Raw genomic sequence first — 23,282 nt, 5'->3', positions numbered from 1 at the left:
GCCTTTAGATCCTCGACTATTCCGCAGTTTGGCAAACAGGTAGAGGAAATTCAGTATCACTTTAGTTTGGGCTTCATTTGTTTCAATACCTTGTTTCTTAAAGTTTTCATTGCTTGATCAACGGAAATTTTTTGATCCGAAAAGATTCCGTGTTTGTTATAGGTTTTTGGTTGCATAGACTTTTTGATAAAAAATAGGTGTTATGCTAATGGCAATATTCAATTACCATTGATATCGCTTGATTTATTTGCAACGGACCTAAGTCCTTTGTGACAGGATTGATTGAAACTGGTGTGAATAGATCAATAATATGACGTTTGCCGCGTAGGCTGGGCCGTTAAAACCAATTCGTTTCACAGTATAAAGATCATCATGAGTTGCTGGATTTTTCATTCGCTTGCCAGGTCTTCGACCGCCATATAAAGAGCATCAGGATTGCGGTAACGCCTATGTACGGCAGCAGCACATTTAAGGGATGATAATCCCGGGCATTCTGCACAAGGGTAAAAAGCATGGTTTTGTTTTCCCCCGGCGAGCGGGGAACGAGTGCTTGGGCCAGATTCCAGCCCATATGCAGACCAATGGACAATACCAGTTTCCCCGTTTTTAGGTAGCAAAGCCCGTAAAGTAAAGAGCCCAGGCCGGTGGTGAGCCAGGTCATCAGGAACTGTTGCCAGGTTATGCTGGTATTCAGCTTAAGATGCATGATGGCGAACGGCAGTGTGATCGCCAGTTGACCGACCCATAGCCCATACGACTTTAGCAAACGTTGAAAGGGATAACCACGGTAGGTAAATTCCTGCGCAAAGGACGACCAGAGATGAATAAAAATCAATATCAGCAAATATATAGGATCAGCACGGCCGGTAAATACCAGCCGGCCGCTATTCAGCCAGATCGTAAGCCCTGCACTTGTCAATAATGCCAACAAGCCGATGAGCAGCCCGCGGAAGAAATTTTTCCAATCGGTAGCACAGGCAGGCACAAATCCCAGGCTGGTTAACGGTTTACCTTCAGCTTTGAGGAACAAAAAGCTCAAAAGTAACGCGATCCCGAAATAAAAGGAGATACTGTCAAGCGCGGGGACGACTACGGCGATATAAGCGGCTACAATAATAATAGTAAAATAAACACTTACCCTTAGCCAGACGGGCAGCCGATCAATCAATTTTTTTCTTTCCATTTTTTTATCGTGATTGCCTGCAAAAAGAAATCATTTTGTCCAAGCCGGAAAATAAAATCGACGAACCCATTTGAATCGGCAACCAAACTGTCCTAACCGACGATAGCACTGTTGTCAGCTTCTCCTGCAGGAATCTGGACATATTGATTTCCTAAATGCAGCCTGAAAAATGATTGAAACGAATCTTTGAATCTTTCCGACTATCATCGTTTTTTTAGAGCTGCAATCTTTGAAACAGTTCTTCCCGGTTGCTTGCCCCAATGGGGACCTCGGCATTTTCCAATTCGATGACATTACCTTTGATCGCGCGGATCGCTTTAAGATTGACGATATATGACCGGTGCACCCGGAGAAACTGCTTGAGCGGAAGCAGATCTTCGAATAGTTTCAGGTGCATGCCTGCGAGCAACCTTGTTTCCTTTAAATAAACCGAACTGAAGTCTCTTTCCGCCTGTATATATAAAATTTGGTCATGCTCCACACGAACCAGCCTGTTATCCTGGCGGATGAACAGGTAGTCCGGCTGATGTTCTGTTTCTGGTACCGGGATCTGTTTGATAGCCATTCTTTCGTTTACTTTTTGCACGGCCTGGTAAAACCGTTCAAAAGTGATCGGCTTTAAGAGGTAATCAACTGAATTGAGCTCAAATCCTTCTACTGCATAGCTGGAATAAGCCGTGGTAAAAACAACCAACGGCGGCTTGCGCAGCGAGCGCATGAATTCTGTACCGGTAATGACCGGCATCTGGATGTCCAGGAAAATAAGGTCGACCTGCTGCCCGTAAAGTCCTTCATAGGCTTCAGTGGCGTTGCGGCAGCTTTTAACGAGTTCCAGTTCGGGAACGCGCTGGATATAAGTTTGCAGGATATCCCGTGCGATTGGCTCATCATCAACGATCATGCAATTGATCTTTTTCATAGGCTCAGGCATAAATTCACCAAATAATTATTTCCATTGTTGCTGACCTCGTAACGATAGCGACCGGTATAATATAATTCGAGCCGCTTCCGCATATTGACCAGGCCGATACCGCCGGACGGACCATTCGGCCTGGCGGGGTCAACGCTATTCTCTATCTTAAAATTAATCGAATCAGGAGTGACAGTTAATGCAATATCGATAAAAGCACCTGGTTCGTCCGGTGTGAATTTAAATGCGTTTTCGATCAGCGGAATAAGCAGTAATGGGGCGATTCCGATGTCGGCCAAAATGGTCGGCGGGTTAAACGTCACCGTTGTAAAATTCAACCTTACTTTTTCCAGTTCAATATAATCGGCAATCAGCTTTACCTCTTTGCTAAGTGGCATAGTGTCCGCTTCGGATTCATAAAGCATATAGCGCAACAATTCAGACAGACGGGATACCAGGCCGGCCGACCGTTCCGTGTTCCCGCTGATGATCAGTCCGTAAATATTATTCATGGAATTAAATAAAAAATGCGGGTTCAGCTGCGCCCGTAAAAATTTAAGTTCCAGCTCCAGCTTTTCTTTTGCCAGGGTTACACTCCTCATATTGCTGCGGTAACCATTCAGGGCGGTCTTGATACTGATCGGAATGGTTAGGGTAAGCAGCAGAAAAAATGGGGTGCCAAAAGTTACCAGGCGAACGAGAACAATGTTGCTTAAATTGGATTGTATAAGCTGAAAGTAGCCGGGTTGCGTCTGCGCCAACCGGGTTGCGCAGGGTACACAACTGCTGATCAGAAATTTCTCGGCACTAGCATCGGAGATCGTATAAACCACCAAAAGTAACAAGATCAACGATACACCTTTAACGTAGTGATGGCTGGCCAGGTATTTTGGCCATAGGTAGTAAACCAGGACATAATAAAACAGAACAATAATGCCGGTGCTGCTGATGTTCAACAGTAACACGCTGCTTGCCGGGAAACCACCGTAGACATTAAAGGAAATACTTGTAAGGTAAAAGCGCAATCCGAGCAGCAACAACCAGAACAGACCATGCTGCAACCAGCGCAACCCCCTGCCTGGATCAAGGAAAAATTGGGATTGGGACATTGACATACCTAAAGTTGCATTTTTTAAGCCGTCTTATCAATATAACGTTGTTAGGCCTTTATCTCAACATTACAGATGTTATCAATCAAGTTGTATTTCAATTTTTTTCTTTTCAACGTCAATATTGAACCAATTTATTTTGTGTTGAATAGGAATACAATGTTTAATGTCTAATTGTCTTGCGTATCTACTCAATGCTTTGTTCCCAAATTTAAGTATTAGGTCATATTCCGACTGACCGTCAGTTCCTATAAACGCTTTTAAGGTAGCTTGTCTATTATCGTTGATGTGCTTTTGGGAGTAGCTGTCGGCAGTTACAGCTAGTAAAATGCCATCACACCAAAGAGATTTTATATCATTGTTTTCAGCATTTGCAAATGCTTTACAGAGTTCGAACTCTAAAAATTCACAAAAATCACGATCTAGCATTTTAGCTTAAATAGTTTACCTGGTGCTAACAAAAATTATATCCGGACTTGCGTCTAAATGTGGATTGACCGTGTCCGCTCTGAAATCAGTTAATGAATCATTTACAGTAAGAAGCCGCAGTTTAATAGCGGCCGACCTGCCCACTGGCCAGGCAGCCACTACTTTAAGAAACATTAAGCCGTTTGATCCTCAATGGTTGCACTAACTGCGTTTGACTTAACGGATGCAATACCATTGTCACGACTAGAACTACTTTCGTACATTTCGCTGGTTCCAATGATTTGTCCATTGGACGCTTTGAGATTGAAATAGTGTTTCCCATTAGCGGAAGTCTTTTTCTCGAATCTTTCATCCACCTGAGAATTGGTTTTCACAGATTCGATGCCGTTTTCACAGCTAGCTTTCGTTGTATAGCCTTCACTAGCCAGGATTGGTTCGCCATTACCCGCTTTTAATTTAAAACGGAATTCACCTTTGGCGTCTTTGGAGATAACAAATTTACCCATAACAGAATATTTATTTATTACATAGGAAGTTACTTAATAAATCAAAACGATCCAAGTTATAGGATTATTGAATGAATAATATGTGTGTGGTTCTTGTCTCAAGGGAGGGAAGGTGGGTGAGGGTAAGAAATAAAGAAATGTTCGGGAGAACCAGGCGCGCGAACACCAGCATCGGTACCCTGATCAGCATTGTACTATCGCGCGGCGTCCGTGAGAACAGATGATGGGGGCAGCTGAGGAACATATGCTCGACGGCATAACTTTGGCCATCTGGAGAACATATTCCAGACGGTAGTAACCCATCATCTATTCTTCGTTTCCCACCATGCTTGGGTTTGAGTTTTTTCATCTATTTTAGGCTTAATTAATTCAGTATAAAATATATTACAAAGGTATCTTCCTTCTTTGTATGAACCCTGACATCACACTTTGAAAATCGATGTTCCTTATGCTTAAAAATTTGAACATTATCCAGAGGGAAATCTATAAGTAAATGGTAGAGGTACAAAATCGAGAAGATATCGTTGCAATCGTTAATAATTTATGATTGAACAAGATAGGACACATTTTTCAAGAAGCTATCTTAGATACCCTAATACCGTTAAATGATTGACAACCTGGATACAGAGCTCCCAAAATTCCCTCGGTTGTCCGTAGTATTTTTCTCCTTTACTGAATTGGTCAGTTTCACCAGAGGGCACAGATTTATATATTTCTACTTCTGTAATCATATGTGAATAGAAATCTCTTTGTTCTTCGATAAAGAATTTTTGGTTGCCATGATCCAAAAGGAATGGTCGGTCAGCGTTTTTTTCAATGAGCCTGTAATTTAGAATATAAAGAAGGCTGCCAAGTGGGAGACGTATATGTTGCAGCGTGATATTCTCATTTGAAAATTTTTTCAAAATAGTAATCAATTTACCCGTACTACCTAATAGTTCTGTAAGATATTTGAGTTTGTAAATCAGAGGTACACGATGGGCATCGGTAAGATTGCCAACCATTAGATCTACGACCTCTATATGGTATGAAAGCTCCTTACCATGAGTGTTTAAAATGGCTCTCAGGCTGAGGTCACCTTTTTCGATGAGATGTGTTATTATTCCGCCAATCCACCTGTCATCCAAATAGACTCTGCCTGCAACCTTGTTATCGCCATCTACTGTATAGCTGTAAAGTATTCTATTAACGATTTTCGATACCGCTAACCGGTTATCAAAGTAATAAATGTCTGCGCTATAGAATTTATCGATGTAACCTGCGAAATCTGTTAATAAACCATACCTATGGTGAAAGATATTGCGGATGTTTTCAATGTCGCCCACTATGATGACTTTATCGAAACCGAGTTTATTTGGACCACGGGTACTTGCTTTGGTGTCAAAATGGGCTGCAAATATATTTAATATTCTGAATATATGTTCAGGGTCAAGACGATCTAGGTCATCCACAATGAGTACTGATTTTTTAGGACTACTGAATTTTATTCTCTCTGAGATGATCTTAGTTATTATATCATTTTCCATCAGGCTTCCCGATTGTCCTTCAAGAAGATTCAAATATTCTATCAATTTTTCTCCATCTCCTTTGCTGTTCTCTTTGGCATAGGCTAGGTACTTATCTTTCAGTGCTCCGAGTTTTTCATACATTTCGAGGACATTCTTTCCTACTACTGGAACCATTGCAATAATGGCTTCAAGGACCTTATCCATGTTTTTGAGCATGAATGCCGGAAGGTCTTTTAGATAACTCTTACCTTCTTCGGCAAAGGTATCGTGACGCTCCAGCATAGTCAGAATGATATCGTACTTAATATATCTAATAATATCTTCGTTAGAAGAAATTGAATAGTTAACTGGAAAGAGGTGATATTGCTCATACTTTTCTTTGATATCACTCTGCTCGAAATATTTTTTAAGGAAAGTGGTTTTCCCAGTTCCATATTTGCCAGAAAAGAAAATTCTTTCATTGAATTCTAGCTCCAGGTGTTTGGTAAATTCAGCAATGGGATACTCAAATATTTCTTTATAATAAGGGACTGCCATATATTAAGCTATAATGTACTAATTAAGAACAGGTTTCGATAATCGGGCTATTAAATCACGAGATCGAAGTTATATTTTATTCTGGAATTCCAATATAGATTAAGAGATCAAAAAAGCAGTCTCGATTGAATTGAATAATAAGTGCAAAGTAAATCAGAAAGCAGCTTTTTCATGTATATATTTGGTTGTACTACATTTTCTATACATAGAGACGTTTCAAGAGGCACCACATAAGGATAACTGGAAAAAGAGCAGCTTTGAGATCAAGGCGCCCCTTTGCTAAAATTTGTTTTTTTGTTACATTTAACCTGAACTCGAGATACCAAAAAATTTAAATGCTGGTAACCACAATTATATAATATATCCCAAGGTATAGCCACTAATAATACATTTTGTATCATTAAATATTTAATAGAGTATTAGGAGCAGACATTGAGATTAGCAGAAAAGTTGATCCTGTAACATTCTCATTAGTCAAATGAACGTGGGATGGGGTTGTTTAAATTGCAATATTGATGGCAAAGAGAGAAAAAGCAAATAAGGGCATGTCAGATATGAGTGTTGAAAAGCTAGCGCCAATAGCTAATAAATCTTTTTCCTATAATGACTTAGCTGATGATAGAAGATTCGAAGAATTGGTCTATAGCTTGTATAAAAGACGTATCGAAAAAGGAGAGCTACCGGAGTTTGACACAATATCATTAATGCAGGGTGTTGGAGAAAAAGGGCGAGACAGTGTTTTGCTTAAACAAGGAAGGAATAGAGGGGTAATTCAATGCAAAAAGCACAAAAATAGCCTGAGTAAAAGTGACTTTGGCCTGGAGATTACTAAGTTCGCTTTGCACCGAACACAAGATGAAAAGTTAATTTCTGATCTGGATGATTTTACCTATTATATTGCCGTTTCGACCGGCTTTGTACAGAAGTGTACTGAATTTATAGATCAGTTTAGCGAATTGATAGAGGAGGAAAGTGATCTGAATAGCTGGATTACTCAAAATATAAATAGTTTTAAACGGCTTTCCCATTTAGATCCAGTTCTGGTCAGGCCTAAAGTATTGGCTATTCTATTGAAGATCAAGATAAGAAAAATATTTCCGGTAGACATGGACGTCATGTTATCTAATGACGATTCTTCCGACATTATTCAAAATTTTTTTAGTGTTCGAGTTGTCACCGATAATAGCGCAATACAGAGATTTGAAGAGAAATTTGATGGACATTTTAACAAGAACCTCGATAACAACAAGCTTAAGGCCGAATTACAGCGAGGATCTTCAAGTTTGAGATTTGAAAAGAATGTCTTCGCAGATATTCCCGATTCCCATATCGAGCGAATCGAAACCGAAGAACTGTTGATGTGGGTAAAAAATGACGTGGTGAAGGATAAAGAGGGCCGAGATCTAAATATCTGCCTTTTGGCGGGAAATGCAGGCATAGGAAAAACAACGATATTAAAGGATCTATATGATAAATTGGAAAGAGAAGGGATCGCCACTCTTGCATTAAAAGCTGATAAGCTATATGCATCAAATATGTCCGATTTGCAGCAGAAAATAGGTCTCTCTATTCCAGTATATGATTTCATAGAGCAATGTAAACAGCAGTATAGCAAAACTATTTTAATATTTGATCAAATTGATGCGTTGTCGCAGGCATTGTCTTCAAATAGAGAGTACATCAATACATTTAAGTCTCTTATCGATAACTACACACATGATGAAAATATAAGGATCATTATTTCAATCAGAACATTTGATCTTCACTTTGATCCATCCTTGAATTATTATAAAGGATCAAAAACTATAGATGTGCGTAGTTTAAGCGATGACCAGGTATTGAGTCATCTCGAACGGTTAGGTGTATCAAAGTTACAGGTTTCTAGTCGGCTGATTGAGTTATTGCGAATTCCTAATAATTTGAATGTCTTTTCGAAGATTGTTGCAGCCGGTGAAACAGATTTTGGTTTTACAAGTTTACAGAGTTTATATTCAGCCCTTTGGAAACAAAAAGTGAGTAATATATCATCTTTATCAAACCTTTCTGGAAAAGATGTGAAAAAGGTGGCATTTTTTATGGTGAAATGTATGTTTGAGAAACAACAGATAACCATAGGCGATCATTTGCTAGATGATTATAATAGAGAGGTTTTATATTTGGAGAGCGAACATTTAATTACTAGAGATAGGCAACAAGTTCAGTTTTTTCATCAAACTTTCTATGATTACGTTTTTGCTAAAAGATTTATTGAGGACGGTGAAAACTTGGTCGAATATATTAAACAACAAGATCAATCCATACATGTCCGATCAGCGATAAAGATGATTTTAAGCTATTTACGCGACTTCGATCCTAAAAGCTATTTTGATGTTATTAAATGTCTTTTTGAGGATAATGAGATCTGCTTCCACATTAAGCATTTGCTAATGTCTATATTAGCCTATATAGACGAACCGTTTGAGGAAGAATATCGTATAGTTCTTAATGCAATCTCCTCATCCATAGAACTTGAAATCTTATTGGTTAAGCATTGTCGATCAACCCCATGGCTAATTTTTCTGATACGCAATAACTTGTTGGCGTACCTGGAGATAGCTGATGATATGCCTTGGCGTAAGATAGATGTACGTGCGTTAGGGCTTCAGCAGAGAAATGAACGATTTAAATGGTTTCAGGTGGTTAATTTAATCCGATATCATATAGAGCGAGATAATTCTGTTGGATGGGATTTTCTAATGAGAGTCAATGACAATTATTTTATTTGGGAAGTACTTTTTAGGATAGATAGCTGGAAAGACCCTAGATTACATATTTTATTAGAAAAGTGCAAAGAATTGGAAGACAAGGACCCTATTGTGTATCAGCATATATTAGAGCAGATGTCAGAAACAGCCCCCCATCAAGCACTGAGTAGAATTAGGCTGGAAATTGATTTAGATGACGAATTGCAAGAATCCGTTAGCCGGGACGAGAAAAAGGTCCTAAGTATACTATCTGAAAAGATTCCGGAGAAAATGATAAATTTTCTTACGGATGTTTTTGTGAGTTATTTGGGAGATAAGCCAAATGATACTAAACTTTTTAGTCTAGAGTGGAAGTTTGATAAAGTAAACTGGAATTCTGAACAACGTTCAGGTATCGAATATATTTATTGGCTTCTTGGAGGTTGCTTGCGTACCGCAGCAGGAAGAAGTGCTCCCGAATTTGTTTTGTTTTTAAAGAGGTTTGGGAACTCTGTGCATACTTTTATCTTGAGATTATTAGTCTACAGCCTTACCACTAATGAACAGGTTTTTCACCATGAAATATACGAGTTGTTTAGGCATCTTCATGCTTTCAGGAATCTGCGATTTGAAAGGAATTTTGATCGTGAATTTAGAGCACTTCTTCAGTTAACATTTTCCATGTGGGGAGAACAAGAGCAACTGTATGTAATTAATGCTGTAAAATATCTCATTGTACAGGAAGAAATACAGCTAATGAAAGACAGAAACCACCGTTACAAGATATTTGGGGAATGTAAACATGCACTGTTGCAAAAATTTCCGCAGGCAGTCATTGATAGTGATTTGAAGCTAAGAAGAGATTTCTTGGAACTAAACAGAAAATTTGGAGTAGATCCTGACACCATTTTGCCGTTGCCCCATGGAGGAATGGTTCGGAATCCACTGAAGGAAAGTGCTTATAAGAAAATGGGGGCGAAACAGTGGTTGAAGTCTTTTAAGAGATATAACAAAGAAAGAGAGCATTCCGACTATAAAAGGAGCGATTTTTTGAAAGGAGGACTATACCAACACGCTCAGGCATTCAGAAATTGCATTAAGGAGAACCCTAATAATGTAGTGGTTTTAGTGATTGCAGCTAGTATAGGGGATAACAGCATTCATATTGACTATATAATTATGGGATTGTTGGGACTAACTGAGGCGAATGTAGAGAGAGCTATCATACTTCCATTGTTTAAGCGGGTCGTTAAAGAGCGGACTGAAGAATTATCAGGGCAGGAGCGGCTTTTAATCACCGTTGCTGGATATTTGATTTCGGGAGAGGTTGTTGATATTGAGGTGCTAAATTTATTGATCTCATTTGCTGAAAGAGAGATAGAGGATACTCCACGGAATATTTATAATACTGAGCCGTCACAAAAAATGAAGCTATTGGAGGAGGGGGTTAATTCTATTCCTGGTGCAGCCATTATAGCATTAGTGCATGTAGTGGACAAAAGATATGAAGATCTATTATTCAGTATAGTTGAGAAAATACTTGAAACCGGTGGAGAGAGGAAACGTGCTTGCATGTATTTTAAATTTGCTTATTTAATGAATTTAAACCTTGAAAGGACATGTAGGGTATTCGTCGATCATTTTAACAAAGAACAAAGTGCAAGGGTTCAGGTTTCTGCTCTTTGGTCATTGTCGTATATTAGCGCACATGCGTTTGATAAAGTAAAGAAAGCAATTGGAAGTATTACAGCATTGGCTGAGATTAGTAAAGACGAACAAGAAGATTTATTTCCTATTCTCTATCGTGCTTATCTTTATGATGAGAGTGATTCAGAGGACTTACTAGATACATTTATTGACAAATTTCCAGATGTGTTAAATAGGATGTTGTATCATGTTACCGAAAACTACCTTTTGTTTCCTAACAAGTCACATCGTATTTTACTGATTTTAATGAATAAAGCTGCATTAGTACAAAAGGAAGAGGCAAGAATTAGTCTTTTTAATATAGATCATATTCCGATTGATGAAATTGAAGATGTTATTAGGCAATTTATTGATATGCCTAATTTTACATTTAGTAATGATCTCCTTGATTATTTAACTGAGCAATGTGCTAGATCTCCATTTAAATGTGTTGAATTGTTCAACCTTTGTATAGAACGCAGTCTGGGACAAGGTCAAGACATGAACTTTTTTAGAGGACAGGAGAATGCTGTGAAATTTGTTGTAGCAGCTTTTAATACTATCAAACTGAATGACATGCAAAGTAGAACTGCTAGAAATAGGCTGCTAACATCTCTGGATACTACATTAAAGGATTTTAGATTTGGTGAAAATGTAGAGGCGGTCCTGGAGGAGATTGGATAATATGATATTTGTGAGCTGGTGTGTCAGTTTGGTATCAAAATCCTGAATGATCTAGGTGACGATCGTCATGCCTTTACACTTGTGTTTTTTTTACATATTCCTCATAATAATCCAGGAAATTCGCTTTGAATTTATGCGGCGGGATAAAGCCAGCACCTACTGCCTGGCTCTCGATGATTAATTGGCTTTTCTTTAATTCAATGAGTGAAAGGGCTTTGTTTGTTGTGGCTCTTTTCGGTTTGATCTTTCGGTTTAGTATAAACGGAAATACCTATAGATGGCCGCAGCCAGGTGGCTTCCTTAATACATGCCGATTTTAATAGACATTCTTTTATGAAGCTGGACAAAAGAATTTATCTGTTAGTATATCTGAACGAGAATTTAGATCCGTCCAATGGTGGAAACTTTGAATTGCAGGATAAGGAAATGAAATCATACAAAATGAAAATTCTTCCCCTTTTTAACAGACTGGCGTTGTTTAATACTACTGATTTTTCGTATCAAGCTCACCTCCGATTAGTGATGTAAGAAAATATCTTGGATATGTTCATATGCTTTTGCCCTGATTCATACCATTCGTTTTAATCGATCACATAATTCAAAAAAAAGATGCCTTATCCTGGCTTTGATATCATGGAAAGGGGTTGTAATATCACAAATATTGTTTTGGAGGAATATTTTCATTGATCATATAAAATTAAGCAGCCTTGAGATATGGCTCAACGGAAATTTGTATTGTGTATTAAAAAGCCGATACATATTACTGTACCCTGAAAAGTCATGTTTGAATACTATTTCTTTAAAACTTAGGTCCGTGAATATTGGCATACTACATTGGTAATTTCCGATGATGCCTCTGTCTTAATAGCTACTCCGGAAAGCAATGTCATTTCAGAGAAATTACTATAATGATGATAGATGGGTATAATTTTAACTTTTTCATTTTTATAGATTTAGATTAACATAGCTGTTCTTTCTTTTGAGCTACGGAACATGTAAGGCTATTGTTTCTTCGATATTACTCGAGTTTAACAGAGAAAAATATGCTGAATCAGTTAGTGATATTTCCTGGTAAGGGCTATATATTGATTTATTTCGCTGTTATTTTGATACTGTTATTGTGTAATAGTTTTTCTATTTTCAGACTTAGTTCTGATTCACTGGGTCTTGGTGCATTAAAGGCAGTAATCCTTCCAGATTGATCAATTAAAATATATCTTGGAATGGGAGGAATGCCAACTAGCCTACATAATGGCTGTTTTGAATCCAGGAGATAATGTTTGCCTGCCGTTTTAATACCTAATTGATCTACAGCCGTAGCCCATTTATCTTTGTTGTCGTCAATTGAAATAAATATTACCGTCAAATCTTCTTTCTGATATTTTTCAATGAGGGCTTTCATGGCTGGTGTTTCTGCGCGGCAGGGACCGCACCAACTTGCCCAAAAGTCCAATAGCACTATTTTTCCTTTCTGTTCTGATATGATGGACTTAAATGGAATGGTTATTCCCGTCAGGTCGCTTAACATTGAATTTGAGCCTTCAGTGCTATCCAATGCCCTGCTTTCTCTTTTTACTAAGCTATCAATATAGCGTCGGTATCCAGTATTCACGCATTTCGTATCAAAATAGGGGAGGTGGCTGATCGCCTCAGAATTATCTTTTTCGAGGTAGCTTTTCATCGTTATGAAAAGCGCAACATCCCTGCTTTTTCCCGTAAAACTGGAATATGCATTTCTAAACATAGTAGTGAATTCATTATTTCCAGATAATGAATCTCTGGTGAGATACAATAGATAGTTTCTTATTGCCAAGCGATATTTCGGCGAGGTAACACATGTATCGCAGTTCAATTCATTCAGTAAAGTGCCCAACTCATTAGTGTATTCAGGAGGAACTTTCTCCCGATAATTAAAATTCTTCGTATAGTATGGCGCGCAGAAGTCCATTATATATACTGATCTTATTTCTTTCCGTAAATACGATGCCAGACTACTACCCGTAGTATCTATTCTCCCGTATTCTCTTAGCAATTGTAATCTCTGAGCATTCCTATTTTTGATCTCTTTAAGATAGTATTCAATATTCATATCCGGTGAAAGCTGCAAAGACCCATAGAAAAATCCATATTTTTTTTCCAATTCGTTAAGAAAGTTGGCGTAAATATGTTTAGTACTTTGAAATTCATAACTGGTCTGATCATTTTGATATAATTTACGTACAATCAGGCTGTCACCTGGAATAACAAGTGCCGGATATACAGTCATTAGATTTGTAAACGTTATTACTAAGTTATGGGGTATATACAATGCCATCCTGAGATAACCGGAATCATCGGTTCTTTGAGTAGCCCTAAATAGATCGTTATAGTCATCCTGATAGAAAAAGTGCGCTATTTCTCCTGGAGATAGATGAAATAATATTATAACTGAATCTACGCCATGCCGTGGTGTATTTTCCTGGTGCTCTTTTTTTGATGATACAGTGCCTTTAGCAAGGTTATAACAGCTGATAGAAAGCAATAGAAGTAGTAATATTTTAAAAGGATTACTCATAAGAAAATGATTATAAAAAAACAGACACACTGTTCAGTGATAAAATAGTGTACCCGGGCTAATGTTACATCCCAGGTACACCATGGAATAATATACCTGAAAATCAGAAACAGCCCCAGTTACAGGTTCCACCCTGGTTGGTCATATATGCATCACACTGTGCTTGCGCGTAACTGTTACATGATGCCGGATCTAAACTCGCGCAAGGTCCGGTGAAATCGTAAGGAGTACCATCACCTGTGGTTCCATATACATTGCAATTGATTTTATCTCCAGAACCGGAGCTGCCACTACCTCCTAAAACATTTTTTAATTGCTCGCGGGTAAGAACTTCGTCAATACCCAGTCCCAAGGTCTTTAATTTTAACTTTTTCATAATTTAAAATTTAGGTTTGGAATATAGCTGCTCCTTATTTAAAGCCCAGTAGCATTGAGGCTTAGCAATTGGTTATCGTTTGCAACCGATAGCCACGGGTATAATAGGCAATTCCCTTTCTGCCTGCCTATGCGGAAAGGAAATATTTTAAATCACTTACATTATATATGTCTGGTAATTGATAGCCGTTAACAAAAAATGTAGGTGTACAAGCAACATCCAGGTGCTTGTACATGCAAGCATTCCTTCTATTTTAGTATTTTGTTGCTCCAACTCCTCATTCATAGGATATTTAGCTGTAAAAGCTTCATAATCCCTTTTGTCAGCTGAATACCAGTCATCCAGTGCCTGGCGGGTTAGTGATTCTATACCCTTGTCAGCAATGGCCAATAGATGTCTAACGGGGGCAGTCCTTCTATCGCCTGTTTCCGTGGTGGCAACAAATATGATTTGTACCTGTACATTCTGGTTAGTATGCAACAGCTCTTCTATGGGTGGATGCGCCTTAGCATAGGAGTCACAGTAGGAGTTGCAGACATTTATTATTTTATGAGTAGCATTCGAGTTGCCTAACCTGATACCTAATCCTTCAGTACTTGTTGTTACCTGCTTTTGTTTTTCCGGTAAGATTCCAAAAATCTGTGGCTTATGTTTAAGGCGTTGTAGTTCGGCTTTATTGCGCTTGCTTTCTTTTGATGAACGGCGGGCTGACAGTAAAAGTTGCATAACGTCGGGAGATTAGAAGGATGATGAGGGTTTAGAATAATAAAACTAATTCTGTAGCTACGTTATATAATTCGGGTTATGGGTTTTTGACATAGCTCTCAGATGAAGATAAATATAGGCAATGTCTTAAACTACCACAAACCTGACCTTTATCGATGCTTTTTTGATCCCATCGGGGTCCATATCTGTAAAGAGGCCAGACTCGGCTAACAGCAGGGCATATATAAAGTTAATCTGGAATACTAGGAATGATATCGCTACTGTGTATCTTAGGGCATCATGCCTGAACCTGGCTTTGTTTTGGGAAAGCGCCTGGAAGGCAGGGGAAGGCGATAAGTTAAAGGCTGCTGATCTCCAGGCTATTGACCAGCAAACACTCATGGATCTATATATGACGTTTTCATTTTTTCCATCTTTTAAACTAAGAGATCCCAGGTACAAACAAGTTTTATAGGTAAGAAGTAGGGCACTTTGAAGGAGGGGAGATCAAATATGGTTAGAGACTATAAAATATATTGTGTAAACAGTTAAGCAACTGCTTGCACAATATATTTTATAGTCTCTTTTTTAAATATTATCGCCGTAAGAATGTTACACAATTAACCAGGGTATTAGAAACGCGCTAACGGTCTTGCTTACGCAGACATTTACCCCACCATAAAGCAAGGTCTTGTTATAAGCGTTTGAATAACAATTCATTAACACTTATTTTCTGCACAAATTCTTTTCTTGCAGCCCTTATTGATACCTGCTGCGTCGTAACCCCGACCACGTGATATATGAACAACCATTAAGCAACCAAAACAGCTATCCGCACGCTTACTAAAAACTCCCATATGCAACAATTTTACCCATTATCCTTTTTTGAAAAACTCATTCAAGTTGATCTGCCCCAAATGGCGCACATACAAAAACAACCAGATGAAGAGCTATTTACGCAGCTGGTAACTAAAGTCGCCAATGAGAAAAACAACATTCTCGAACGCATCGGCAGATACTTGTACGAACTCCGGAAAGAGAAACAGGTAGGTTGGTTTATCCAGCATAGCCAACAGCACCTGGTCAATTTAATGAACCAGTTAGCAGCTCATCTGCCGGCAGATAGTCTCCTCCAGGTCCACGTGCCATGTCTTGAATACACTTGGCCCAATCTTTACCAGGTTATTTACCACAACCTTGGGGAGTTGCTTTCCTATATTGAGCAAAAATTTGAGCGATACCTGGATATCGATTGTTGTGTTCCAGCCTCCTACCAGGTTAAAGCGCGACTGAAATTCCAGCAAGACATCGCGTTATTAAACGAAGGTCTTGTTGTCTCCGGCGTCGATGAGCAATTACAAAGCATTATAGGAATGCCGTTCCTTGAGCTGTCAAAGGGCAACCATATCAATTCCAGGCTTACTTATCGTCAGCTACATTATCTAACTGAAATGAATAAACGGCTGTTCCAGTTGCTCGATGCCAGTGGTGGTAGCGACCATTTTCCGGAGAAACTGCATGAATTGTTATTGTTTATCAACTTTAATAGCATTCATTATTTTGAATACTGGCGTAACATGATCACCACAGCGCTTACCAACCATCATACCATCCGTGAAAAGCTGGAGCGCTTAATGTATCTGCAAAAGGAGATAAGCCAGGCGGTATTGAAACCGGCTTTAGCATTTAATACTATGAGGCCTTTGCTCCAAAACAAAATGCAGGCTTGGCTGGCAGAAGAAATTACCTACTACAAGGAGGTCAGTACAGCTAACGGCGGCGCCTATTTACCGGATGAATTGATACGTTGGAAGGGCTTTAAAATACAAACCATTTTTTCCGTTCCCCAGTTGGGCCATATTCTCAAACTCCTGTTGGATAGTGGTCTTTATCTGAATAAAAACAGGTCCGAAGTACTGGAGTTCTTTTCCTATTTCTTTACTTCCGTTAAGCAAGACAGTGTATCGCCTGGTAGTCTGCGTACCAATTTCTATAAAGACAATGCTGCTGTATCCAGGTCTGTTCAGGATATCCTGATGCAGCTGGCCAACCTGTCACATAAGGGGCCGGGCATGGTCGCCTTCCTGGTAATGAATTATCTCCTGCAATAATATTGTTTTCATTATAAGACGGTAACAATAATATTGAGAAAATAATTATACCAAATTCTTCTTCCTAATAGTCAAACAGTTACAGGGGATACTGTCACCCCTGTGACTGTTCCTGCATAAGTAATATTTTTTCTTTTGTTGCATAACAAACAACCGAAAATCTTATGACAGTAGAAATCCTAACCCGCGAAGACCTGGCAGCCTTCAAAGCTGAATTATTTCAGGAGCTGAGGGAATTGATCAATTTCAATGCCCCAACCATCCAACCCAAGAAATGGATTAAAACATATGAAGTCCGTGAAATGTTAGGTCTTTCTCCCGGCACTCTTCAAAATATGCGTGTCAATGGTACTTTGTCCTTTACTAGAATCGGCGGCTTAATCTACTACGATTACGATGATATCCTCAAACTGATGGAAGGTAATCAGAAACCTGTTAAGCGTTCCTGATGTCGGCGCCATCAGCTCACACTAACTATATCAGGCACCTCAATGCTTTCTTCGCACAGGTGCGGAAAGAAAACCGCTTACAGGCCAATCATGTAAGCCTTTACCTGGCATTGTTCCAGGTCTGGAACTATCACCGTTTCCAGAATCCCTTTCCCATCCTGCGCGAAGAAGTCATGAGCCTTTCCTGCATCGGCTCCCGGAGCACTTATGTACGTTGCCTGAAGCACCTGGACCATTGCCGTTACATCATCTACGCACAGGCCCGGCAAGCGTATGCCGCCAGCTATGTGTCCATCATTCCCCTGGCCGATTTTATTGCTGATCCTCACCCCGAACAGCTGTTCCTGTTTCAAGATCCGGAGGCTGCATATATGAGGCCCAAAAGTGAGCCACAGCACCCGCTCAAAACTGGGCCACATATTAGGCCCAATATTGAGCCCGGAACACGGTCCAAATCCGGGCCACATACAGGCCCCAAACTGGGCCACTTTAATAAACAAATAAACAATAGTAAACGGGAGGGAGAAAACACGCTCACGCACCCATCTAAAAAAAATAAAAATAAAACCGAAAACCTCCCGCACGATCCGAATACACCCGGCGCGGAAAATACACCCGGCGCCGCGCGGTTTATTCCTTCGCTGCCCGAGGTGCAGGAACTCTTCACCGTCTGTAAGTACCCGGAAACAGAAGCCGGCAAATTCTTTCATCACTACCAGGCCAATGGCTGGCGGCAGGGCGGCAAAACGTTGATCACCAACTGGCAGGCAGCCGCCCACAAATGGATACTCAACATTCACCCACTCAAACCGGAACATCATGACAACCATCCCAGCCAATCAACCGGGGCAGGAAAGCTCCACACCAATGAAAACAAAAGCTATTCGGAGCCCCTATGATTACTATCTGCTTTTCCGGCAGCTGGAAGAACATGGAAAAACTATCTACGGTCCTAAGTTCTTGCTCCATGATGTGGATCGTCCGGTGGTGATTAAGTTGCTGGCCTACTTCCTGCAAGATGAAGCAATAGCTGCTGTGGAGGGAATTGATCTGCATAAAGGCATATTGCTTACGGGTAAAATTGGCTGTGGTAAAACCTCCCTGATAAGCCTTATAAGAGCCCTGGCGCCGGAGTCATACCGGCCGCACATGATATCCTGCCGGCAAATCAGCTTTGAATTCAGCAAAATAGGATACGACGTTATTAGTCGGTATAGTACCGAGGCATTTTTCCCGTATACCAATGTACCGAAGGTACACTGCTTTGATGACCTGGGTGTAGAGCAAACAGTGAACTACTGGGGAAATAACTGCAATGTAATGGGGGAGATACTGTTATCCCGATATGATCTGTTTATCTCCAATAAGATGATTACCCATGTGACAACAAACCTGAATAGCCAGGAATTAGAAGAGCATTATGGTAATCGGCTTCGTAGCCGGATGAGGGCAATGTTTAATTTGTTACCCTTTCATGCCGACTCAATAGATAAGCGGCAATAATCTTATTTAGCAAGGTTATGATAGATATGGAGATCACCCTTTAAAAGAAAAAGCGAAAAAGAAGAAAGCAAAATTACCCAGCACCTGGTGGATATACCAAAAGACTACGGCATAAAGCTTCAGAACATATGCTCAACACCTGATCCTGCACCAGCGTCATCAAGCCATCAGACCGTATCACCCACGCATTTATTCCGTTTCCTTTTGGTATATCCGCCAGCGCTGGGTGCGGAGAGGGCTTTCTTTTTTTCCTTTTTTCTTTTAAAAGCTGCCCCCCGGCGGCCGCTTGCTTACCACGCATGAGCAGGAGGCAGTAAGCCAGGAGTTTCCGGAATTAGCCTGCCGGCAGGTCGTCACCCTGTACTTTGCAACCGTAAGTAGTATTAAACTTACTCCATAACAAAAGGCCCGGGATCACCTCTCCCCGGGCCTCTTTATTATCTTTTCTTTGGAAAAACAAGCCCTTTCAGGCCTGGCTACCTCTAAATCAAATTATCCCCTCGGCGGCCCCAACCCCAGGCAATAGCAGGTTGCATTAGGTATAAGAATACCATGTTGAGTCGAAATAAGTAGCACATGCTGACAACAACCGTGGGTTGTCAGTTGGGCATTATTAAATATTGAGGTGGACGATTGTACAGTGAGAAAATATCTGTACCGGGAGTGGGTTATTTTGCCGCTTTTAGTCGCAGGCTATATCTTTTTCTTACGGCTTTCAGGTCTTTCATTAACTGGTCTGGATGGCCCCAATACTTCACGCTTAATTTTTCCTTGATCTTTCGTGCTTCTGCTACAGCATCGTAGCTTTTATTTTTTTTCATGGCTATATGGTTTTAAAATTTCGCGGGGAGTTCTGATCTCAATTGAACGGTACCCCATCAGCAAGTTAATGGAATTATATAATTTGATACGATCTAAATTAACAATGTGCTTAAAGTTCCAACTGGCTAGCACATCTGCATGGTGAAGCGTAGCTAGAGCTATATGCAGCGCGTCATTATAGCATTTATTACTCAACGCCCCTTGCGCAATGTAAGTGGCTGCAAGTGTAGCCGCCTTAACCGTACTTTTAATTTCAACTTTAAATCGACCTGGTACTTCATCTACTTTTGCATTTACCAGGTCACTAGCCAGTTCGAGTTCCATTTTAACTAGGTCAGAAAGGATAAGTTTTTTTGAGCCTATTTTAAACTCTTCAAAAAGGGCAAGACTGTGTTCTTTAAATTCCTTGTCAAAACATCCTCCTACAACTGATGTATCAGTATAAACATGTATCATGAAATGACATTAAATGGTTAACAAACAGTTTTCTTTTTTACTCAGCTGGGGTAACCTTTTACCTGGTGTTTGTGGGCGGGAATGTTGTTAATTAATATGGCCCGCCCTCAAATCCCAGGCGTCCGTATTAGAGGTTATACATTCTTATAGTTCCTCGTTACTATCAAAGCAGTAACCACGCTTTGGAGGTTTAGGGATCTTTTCTGTTACGGTAATCGTGATAGAGTTTGGAGCTACTGAAATGGATATTCCGTCTCCAATATCAAAGCCGGCTTTCTCAAGCCATATTCCCGATAAATTTAACCAGGGAACTGTTTTTCTGCCATCAGCTCTTTCTCCCCCTCTTGCATGAATTCTAGCTGTTTTACTTTGCATAAGATAGAATTTTTAATTGTTATTTGATGTAAATATACCTTATTTAACTTATTGAAACAAGTCGGATAAGCAGTATTTTAATTTTTTTATGTCATTAAATTGTAAGTTTAATGTGCCATAAAAGGCATATAAACATCAAATAAGGGATAATGAGAAAATTGATTTATATTATTATAAATAGTTATGCGTGTGCTATATGGCCTGCTATTGGCTGACATTTTACTTTAAAATCCTATTTTTAATATCTAAATATTAACCCTAATGACGTTTGGACAAAGAGTCACATTTGTAAGACGAGAAAAAAAATTAACACAGGCACAGCTGGGCGCTGCAATTGGCACTACCGGAGATATGGTAGGAAAGTATGAACGTGATGCCATTAAACCTTCTATTGAAGTTGCGGCTAAAATAGCGGATGCCCTGGACAGTACACTAGATTATCTAATCCGGGACATTCAAAACGTAGATAAGAAAGAAAACAGTATTTCACCTGCCTTGATAGAACATTTCAATAAGATTGAAAAGCTTTCATATAAAGACCGGGAACATGTCTTAGCTGTAATTGATGCTTTTACGGCAAAACTGAAAATTCAATCTATAATGGAATAAAAAAACAGGTATTACAAACCGAGGTCTATACGTAAACCACAGGGTTAACCGCACTTCAGTCCGGAAGTAATTGGGGGAGTATACATGACCAGACATAGGATCTGGCCATGTATGATAAAGTCTTATACAGTTTTGTCATCGATAGTAGCGGTAGGGGCATTACTTTTAACGGAAGCAATACCGCCATCGCGCCCGGAAACACTTTCGTACATTTCGCTGGTGCCGATTACCTGGCCATTTGTGGCTTTTAAGTTGAAATAGGGTTTCCCGTTAGTAGACGTTTTCTTTTCGAATCGTTCATCATGTTGGGAATTAGTGCGTACAGATGCAATGCCGTTTTCGCAATTTGCTTTAGTGGTGTAACCTTCGCTAACGAGAATAGTTTCTCCGTTACCAGCGTTGAGTTTAAAGCGAAACTCTCCTTTGGAGTCCTTGGTGATAACAAATTTTCCCATATTGGTTTGAGTTTAGGTGTCCTTGAAGTTAAGTAATATTTCAAAACAGGCTGTGACATTGTAGCAGTGAAAGCCATACTAGATAAATTTATGCCAAGCGAATTATTACGGCATATGCATGCTTAATGTATTAAATAAGAGGCGTCAATTTTTGATAAATAGTATGTATATTTATAGAGAGTAACCAAATAGTTATATTCTGGTGCATTTGGTACTTTAACCCTTTAGAAGTACTCTATATTTATGAAGAGAAATACCCTGTCGTTAGTTCCATTCAGCAGCTCTGATTATGTCATGTCGCCAGTTATATACTGGCAAAGGCTGTAGCTGATTTATTCAATCCAGTTAATTCATCATTTTTTCATTTTCAAGGGTCGTTATGAGCTATTGGAATATACCTATTAATACATAGCTGTGAGCCCTTCGCTTGTTGTCCTTAATGCGGAAGTTAAATCTATGAAACGAAGTATACTACTAATAAATAGCTATATACTGGCACTTCTATTACATGGTAGCCGTCTGGTTGCCCAAACACCAGTCGCCACAACTCGTCCATTGGCAACTCCGGTTACCGTGCCAGGAGCTTATACGAATACAACGATTAATTATGTCCGCACCTGGGAGCCTGCGGTAGCCACTACGGATACTGCCTATGTTGCGGCTACTGTGCGTACGGTAGACCAGGTGCGGCAAACTACCCAATACTTTGATGGACTGGGCAGACCATTGCAAACGGTATCCAAAGCCGTCAGTCCGGGTGGTAAGGACCTGGTAGCGCCGGTGATATACGATGCTTTCGGCAGGGAACAACAGAAGTACCTGCCTTATGCAGCTCCCGGAACGGCCGATGGAAAGTTTAAAACTGATCCGTTTAATGCACAAAACACTTTTTACTTATCACAAACGCCGGGTGAAAAAGTACATTACAGTAATATTGATTTCGAGGCCTCGCCTTTAAACCGGGTATTGAAAACCTATGCTCCTGGCGCCAGCTGGGCAAAGAACAATCCTGCCGGCGTAGAACGGGGTGGAAATAAGTACGTAGAGAGCCAGTATCTGGTGAATGTCGCCGGCGATTCTGTAAGAATATGGGACTTTACAAACGGCCAGGTAATACCTACCAGTGCCGCCGGTCGCATATATGCCGCGGGTCAGTTGTATAAGAATGTAACTATCGATGAAGCCAGCAACCAGGTAGTGGAGTACAAAGACAAAGAAAACCGGGTGGTGCTCAAGAAAGTACAATTATCTGTCACGCCTGGTACCGGGCATATGGGATGGTTGTGTACGTACTATGCTTATGATGACTTAGGCAACCTTCGTTTTGTGATTCCTCCCAAAGCAGTGGAAGTGGCTCTTTCCAGTGGCTGGGTGATTAGCACCGCCGTAGCAGGAGAGCTTTGCTTTATTTACCGCTACGATGGCCGCAACCGGATGATGGTAAAAAAAGTACCGGGCGCCGACTCTACAGAGATGGTATACGATGTCCGGGACAGATTAGCGTTTAGCCGTGATGGTAATATGAAAGGAAAAAACTGGCTGGCAACTTTTTACGATGGGTTAAACCGGCCGGTAATGACTGCTTTATATAA

The 23,282-nt window shown here is 40.0% G+C and carries 21 protein-coding genes; 8 read left to right on the top strand and 13 right to left on the bottom strand.

The features are described from left to right. Window positions 1-370: 370 nt before the first annotated feature. From FHW36_RS17050 to FHW36_RS17025, 6 genes are all read right to left on the bottom strand, one after another. Window positions 371-1,183 (bottom strand): CPBP family intramembrane glutamic endopeptidase, encoded by an 813-nt coding sequence (locus tag FHW36_RS17050; protein ID WP_145670785.1) that lies wholly within the window; start codon window positions 1,181-1,183, stop codon window positions 371-373. Between the two features lie 214 nt (window positions 1,184-1,397). Next, entirely contained in the window at window positions 1,398-2,102 is a 705-nt protein-coding gene (locus FHW36_RS17045; protein WP_145670784.1) for a LytR/AlgR family response regulator transcription factor, read from the bottom strand. Beyond that, entirely contained in the window at window positions 2,099-3,208 is a 1,110-nt protein-coding gene (locus FHW36_RS17040) for a sensor histidine kinase (RefSeq protein ID WP_145670783.1), read from the bottom strand. The genes FHW36_RS17045 and FHW36_RS17040 overlap by 4 nt, the downstream gene beginning before the upstream one ends. Window positions 3,209-3,283: 75 nt before the next feature. Further along, window positions 3,284-3,631: a hypothetical protein gene (locus FHW36_RS17035; protein ID WP_145670782.1), complete on the bottom strand. Its 348-nt coding sequence runs from the start codon at window positions 3,629-3,631 to the stop codon at window positions 3,284-3,286. Between the two features lie 173 nt (window positions 3,632-3,804). Further along, window positions 3,805-4,137, bottom strand: coding sequence for a YegP family protein (locus FHW36_RS17030; RefSeq protein ID WP_145670781.1), 333 nt, complete (start codon window positions 4,135-4,137; stop codon window positions 3,805-3,807). 578 nt (window positions 4,138-4,715) lie between these two features. Then, window positions 4,716-6,182, bottom strand: a complete 1,467-nt coding sequence (locus FHW36_RS17025; RefSeq protein WP_145670780.1) for a P-loop NTPase fold protein — start codon at window positions 6,180-6,182, stop codon at window positions 4,716-4,718. 515 nt (window positions 6,183-6,697) lie between these two features. Here FHW36_RS17025 and FHW36_RS17020 point away from each other — a divergent pair. Together FHW36_RS17020 and FHW36_RS31070 are read left to right on the top strand one after the other, a co-directional pair. Then, window positions 6,698-11,275, top strand: coding sequence for an ATP-binding protein (locus FHW36_RS17020; RefSeq protein WP_145670779.1), 4,578 nt, complete (start codon window positions 6,698-6,700; stop codon window positions 11,273-11,275). Between the two features lie 291 nt (window positions 11,276-11,566). After that, window positions 11,567-11,803 carry a 2OG-Fe(II) oxygenase gene (locus FHW36_RS31070; protein WP_394349219.1) on the top strand — a complete coding sequence of 79 codons (237 nt, stop codon included), beginning with the start codon at window positions 11,567-11,569 and terminating at the stop codon, window positions 11,801-11,803. 562 nt (window positions 11,804-12,365) lie between these two features. On the opposite strand, the gene FHW36_RS17010 is transcribed toward FHW36_RS31070, so the two are convergent. The 3 genes from FHW36_RS17010 to FHW36_RS17000 form a co-directional block, all read right to left on the bottom strand. Next, complete coding sequence (locus FHW36_RS17010; protein ID WP_145670777.1) at window positions 12,366-13,829, bottom strand: TlpA family protein disulfide reductase; 1,464 nt, start codon at window positions 13,827-13,829, stop codon at window positions 12,366-12,368. 103 nt (window positions 13,830-13,932) lie between these two features. Then, the gene (locus FHW36_RS17005) at window positions 13,933-14,205 is read right to left on the bottom strand and encodes a hypothetical protein (protein ID WP_145670776.1); all 273 of its coding nucleotides are present in this window, start codon (window positions 14,203-14,205) and stop codon (window positions 13,933-13,935) included. A gap of 156 nt (window positions 14,206-14,361) precedes the next feature. Continuing rightward, complete coding sequence (locus FHW36_RS17000) at window positions 14,362-14,931, bottom strand: hypothetical protein (RefSeq protein WP_145670775.1); 570 nt, start codon at window positions 14,929-14,931, stop codon at window positions 14,362-14,364. Window positions 14,932-15,767: 836 nt separating this feature from the next. Here FHW36_RS17000 and FHW36_RS16995 point away from each other — a divergent pair. The 4 genes from FHW36_RS16995 (at window position 15,768) to FHW36_RS16980 (ending at window position 18,973) form a co-directional block, all read left to right on the top strand. Further along, on the top strand, window positions 15,768-17,021 hold the full coding sequence (locus FHW36_RS16995; RefSeq protein WP_145670774.1) for a hypothetical protein: 1,254 nt from the start codon (window positions 15,768-15,770) through the stop codon (window positions 17,019-17,021). 164 nt (window positions 17,022-17,185) lie between these two features. After that, a complete protein-coding gene (locus FHW36_RS16990; RefSeq protein WP_145670773.1) occupies window positions 17,186-17,470 on the top strand; it encodes a helix-turn-helix domain-containing protein in 285 nt (94 codons plus the stop codon). Beyond that, window positions 17,470-18,369: a hypothetical protein gene (locus tag FHW36_RS16985; protein ID WP_145670772.1), complete on the top strand. Its 900-nt coding sequence runs from the start codon at window positions 17,470-17,472 to the stop codon at window positions 18,367-18,369. Before FHW36_RS16990 ends, FHW36_RS16985 begins: the two co-directional genes overlap by 1 nt. Continuing rightward, on the top strand, window positions 18,338-18,973 hold the full coding sequence (locus tag FHW36_RS16980) for a P-loop NTPase family protein (RefSeq protein WP_145671195.1): 636 nt from the start codon (window positions 18,338-18,340) through the stop codon (window positions 18,971-18,973). Before FHW36_RS16985 ends, FHW36_RS16980 begins: the two co-directional genes overlap by 32 nt. Window positions 18,974-19,641: 668 nt before the next feature. On the opposite strand, the gene FHW36_RS30560 is transcribed toward FHW36_RS16980, so the two are convergent. The 3 genes from FHW36_RS30560 to FHW36_RS16970 all read right to left on the bottom strand — a co-directional run bounded on the left by FHW36_RS30560 (window position 19,642) and on the right by FHW36_RS16970 (window position 20,626). Continuing rightward, the gene (locus FHW36_RS30560) at window positions 19,642-19,794 is read right to left on the bottom strand and encodes a hypothetical protein (protein ID WP_186452495.1); all 153 of its coding nucleotides are present in this window, start codon (window positions 19,792-19,794) and stop codon (window positions 19,642-19,644) included. Continuing rightward, window positions 19,781-20,251 carry a PIN domain-containing protein gene (locus tag FHW36_RS16975; protein WP_145670771.1) on the bottom strand — a complete coding sequence of 157 codons (471 nt, stop codon included), beginning with the start codon at window positions 20,249-20,251 and terminating at the stop codon, window positions 19,781-19,783. Before FHW36_RS16975 ends, FHW36_RS30560 begins: the two co-directional genes overlap by 14 nt. Before the next feature lie 144 nt (window positions 20,252-20,395). Further along, complete coding sequence (locus FHW36_RS16970) at window positions 20,396-20,626, bottom strand: SymE family type I addiction module toxin (protein ID WP_145670770.1); 231 nt, start codon at window positions 20,624-20,626, stop codon at window positions 20,396-20,398. A gap of 261 nt (window positions 20,627-20,887) precedes the next feature. On the opposite strand from FHW36_RS16970, the gene FHW36_RS16965 reads away from it, so the two are divergent. After that, window positions 20,888-21,235: a helix-turn-helix domain-containing protein gene (locus FHW36_RS16965; RefSeq protein WP_145670769.1), complete on the top strand. Its 348-nt coding sequence runs from the start codon at window positions 20,888-20,890 to the stop codon at window positions 21,233-21,235. 122 nt (window positions 21,236-21,357) lie between these two features. Here the strand turns inward: FHW36_RS16965 and FHW36_RS16960 are convergent, their stop codons facing one another. Beyond that, window positions 21,358-21,690: a YegP family protein gene (locus FHW36_RS16960; protein ID WP_145670768.1), complete on the bottom strand. Its 333-nt coding sequence runs from the start codon at window positions 21,688-21,690 to the stop codon at window positions 21,358-21,360. A 456-nt stretch (window positions 21,691-22,146) separates the two neighbouring features. Here FHW36_RS16960 and FHW36_RS16955 point away from each other — a divergent pair. Continuing rightward, window positions 22,147-23,282 (top strand): DUF6443 domain-containing protein (locus FHW36_RS16955; RefSeq protein WP_222429110.1); only part of this gene is annotated, 1,136 nt, incomplete at its 3' end.

The sequence above is a fragment of the Chitinophaga polysaccharea genome (assembly GCF_007829335.1).
GTDB classification, from domain to species: domain Bacteria; phylum Bacteroidota; class Bacteroidia; order Chitinophagales; family Chitinophagaceae; genus Chitinophaga; species Chitinophaga polysaccharea_B.
This window is presented reverse-complemented; position numbering and strand designations above follow the sequence as displayed.

What these genes read in the sequence shown, in the direction of transcription:
- FHW36_RS17030 (WP_145670781.1), bottom strand. Translation starts at nt 4,137, where the DNA reads ATGGGTAAATTTGTTATCTCCAAAGACGCCAAAGGTGAATTCCGTTTT.
- FHW36_RS16995 (WP_145670774.1), top strand. Translation starts at nt 15,768, where the DNA reads ATGCAACAATTTTACCCATTATCCTTTTTTGAAAAACTCATTCAAGTT.
- FHW36_RS17010 (WP_145670777.1), bottom strand. Translation starts at nt 13,829, where the DNA reads ATGAGTAATCCTTTTAAAATATTACTACTTCTATTGCTTTCTATCAGC.
- FHW36_RS16970 (WP_145670770.1), bottom strand. Translation starts at nt 20,626, where the DNA reads ATGCAAAGTAAAACAGCTAGAATTCATGCAAGAGGGGGAGAAAGAGCT.
- FHW36_RS30560 (WP_186452495.1), bottom strand. Translation starts at nt 19,794, where the DNA reads ATGAAAAAAAATAAAAGCTACGATGCTGTAGCAGAAGCACGAAAGATC.
- FHW36_RS16965 (WP_145670769.1), top strand. Translation starts at nt 20,888, where the DNA reads ATGACGTTTGGACAAAGAGTCACATTTGTAAGACGAGAAAAAAAATTA.
- FHW36_RS16980 (WP_145671195.1), top strand. Translation starts at nt 18,338, where the DNA reads ATGAAAACAAAAGCTATTCGGAGCCCCTATGATTACTATCTGCTTTTC.
- FHW36_RS17020 (WP_145670779.1), top strand. Translation starts at nt 6,698, where the DNA reads ATGGCAAAGAGAGAAAAAGCAAATAAGGGCATGTCAGATATGAGTGTT.
- FHW36_RS16975 (WP_145670771.1), bottom strand. Translation starts at nt 20,251, where the DNA reads ATGATACATGTTTATACTGATACATCAGTTGTAGGAGGATGTTTTGAC.
- FHW36_RS17000 (WP_145670775.1), bottom strand. Translation starts at nt 14,931, where the DNA reads ATGCAACTTTTACTGTCAGCCCGCCGTTCATCAAAAGAAAGCAAGCGC.
- FHW36_RS16985 (WP_145670772.1), top strand. Translation starts at nt 17,470, where the DNA reads ATGTCGGCGCCATCAGCTCACACTAACTATATCAGGCACCTCAATGCT.
- FHW36_RS16990 (WP_145670773.1), top strand. Translation starts at nt 17,186, where the DNA reads ATGACAGTAGAAATCCTAACCCGCGAAGACCTGGCAGCCTTCAAAGCT.
- FHW36_RS17005 (WP_145670776.1), bottom strand. Translation starts at nt 14,205, where the DNA reads ATGAAAAAGTTAAAATTAAAGACCTTGGGACTGGGTATTGACGAAGTT.
- FHW36_RS16960 (WP_145670768.1), bottom strand. Translation starts at nt 21,690, where the DNA reads ATGGGAAAATTTGTTATCACCAAGGACTCCAAAGGAGAGTTTCGCTTT.
- FHW36_RS17035 (WP_145670782.1), bottom strand. Translation starts at nt 3,631, where the DNA reads ATGCTAGATCGTGATTTTTGTGAATTTTTAGAGTTCGAACTCTGTAAA.
- FHW36_RS17025 (WP_145670780.1), bottom strand. Translation starts at nt 6,182, where the DNA reads ATGGCAGTCCCTTATTATAAAGAAATATTTGAGTATCCCATTGCTGAA.
- FHW36_RS17050 (WP_145670785.1), bottom strand. Translation starts at nt 1,183, where the DNA reads ATGGAAAGAAAAAAATTGATTGATCGGCTGCCCGTCTGGCTAAGGGTA.
- FHW36_RS17040 (WP_145670783.1), bottom strand. Translation starts at nt 3,208, where the DNA reads ATGTCAATGTCCCAATCCCAATTTTTCCTTGATCCAGGCAGGGGGTTG.
- FHW36_RS17045 (WP_145670784.1), bottom strand. Translation starts at nt 2,102, where the DNA reads ATGAAAAAGATCAATTGCATGATCGTTGATGATGAGCCAATCGCACGG.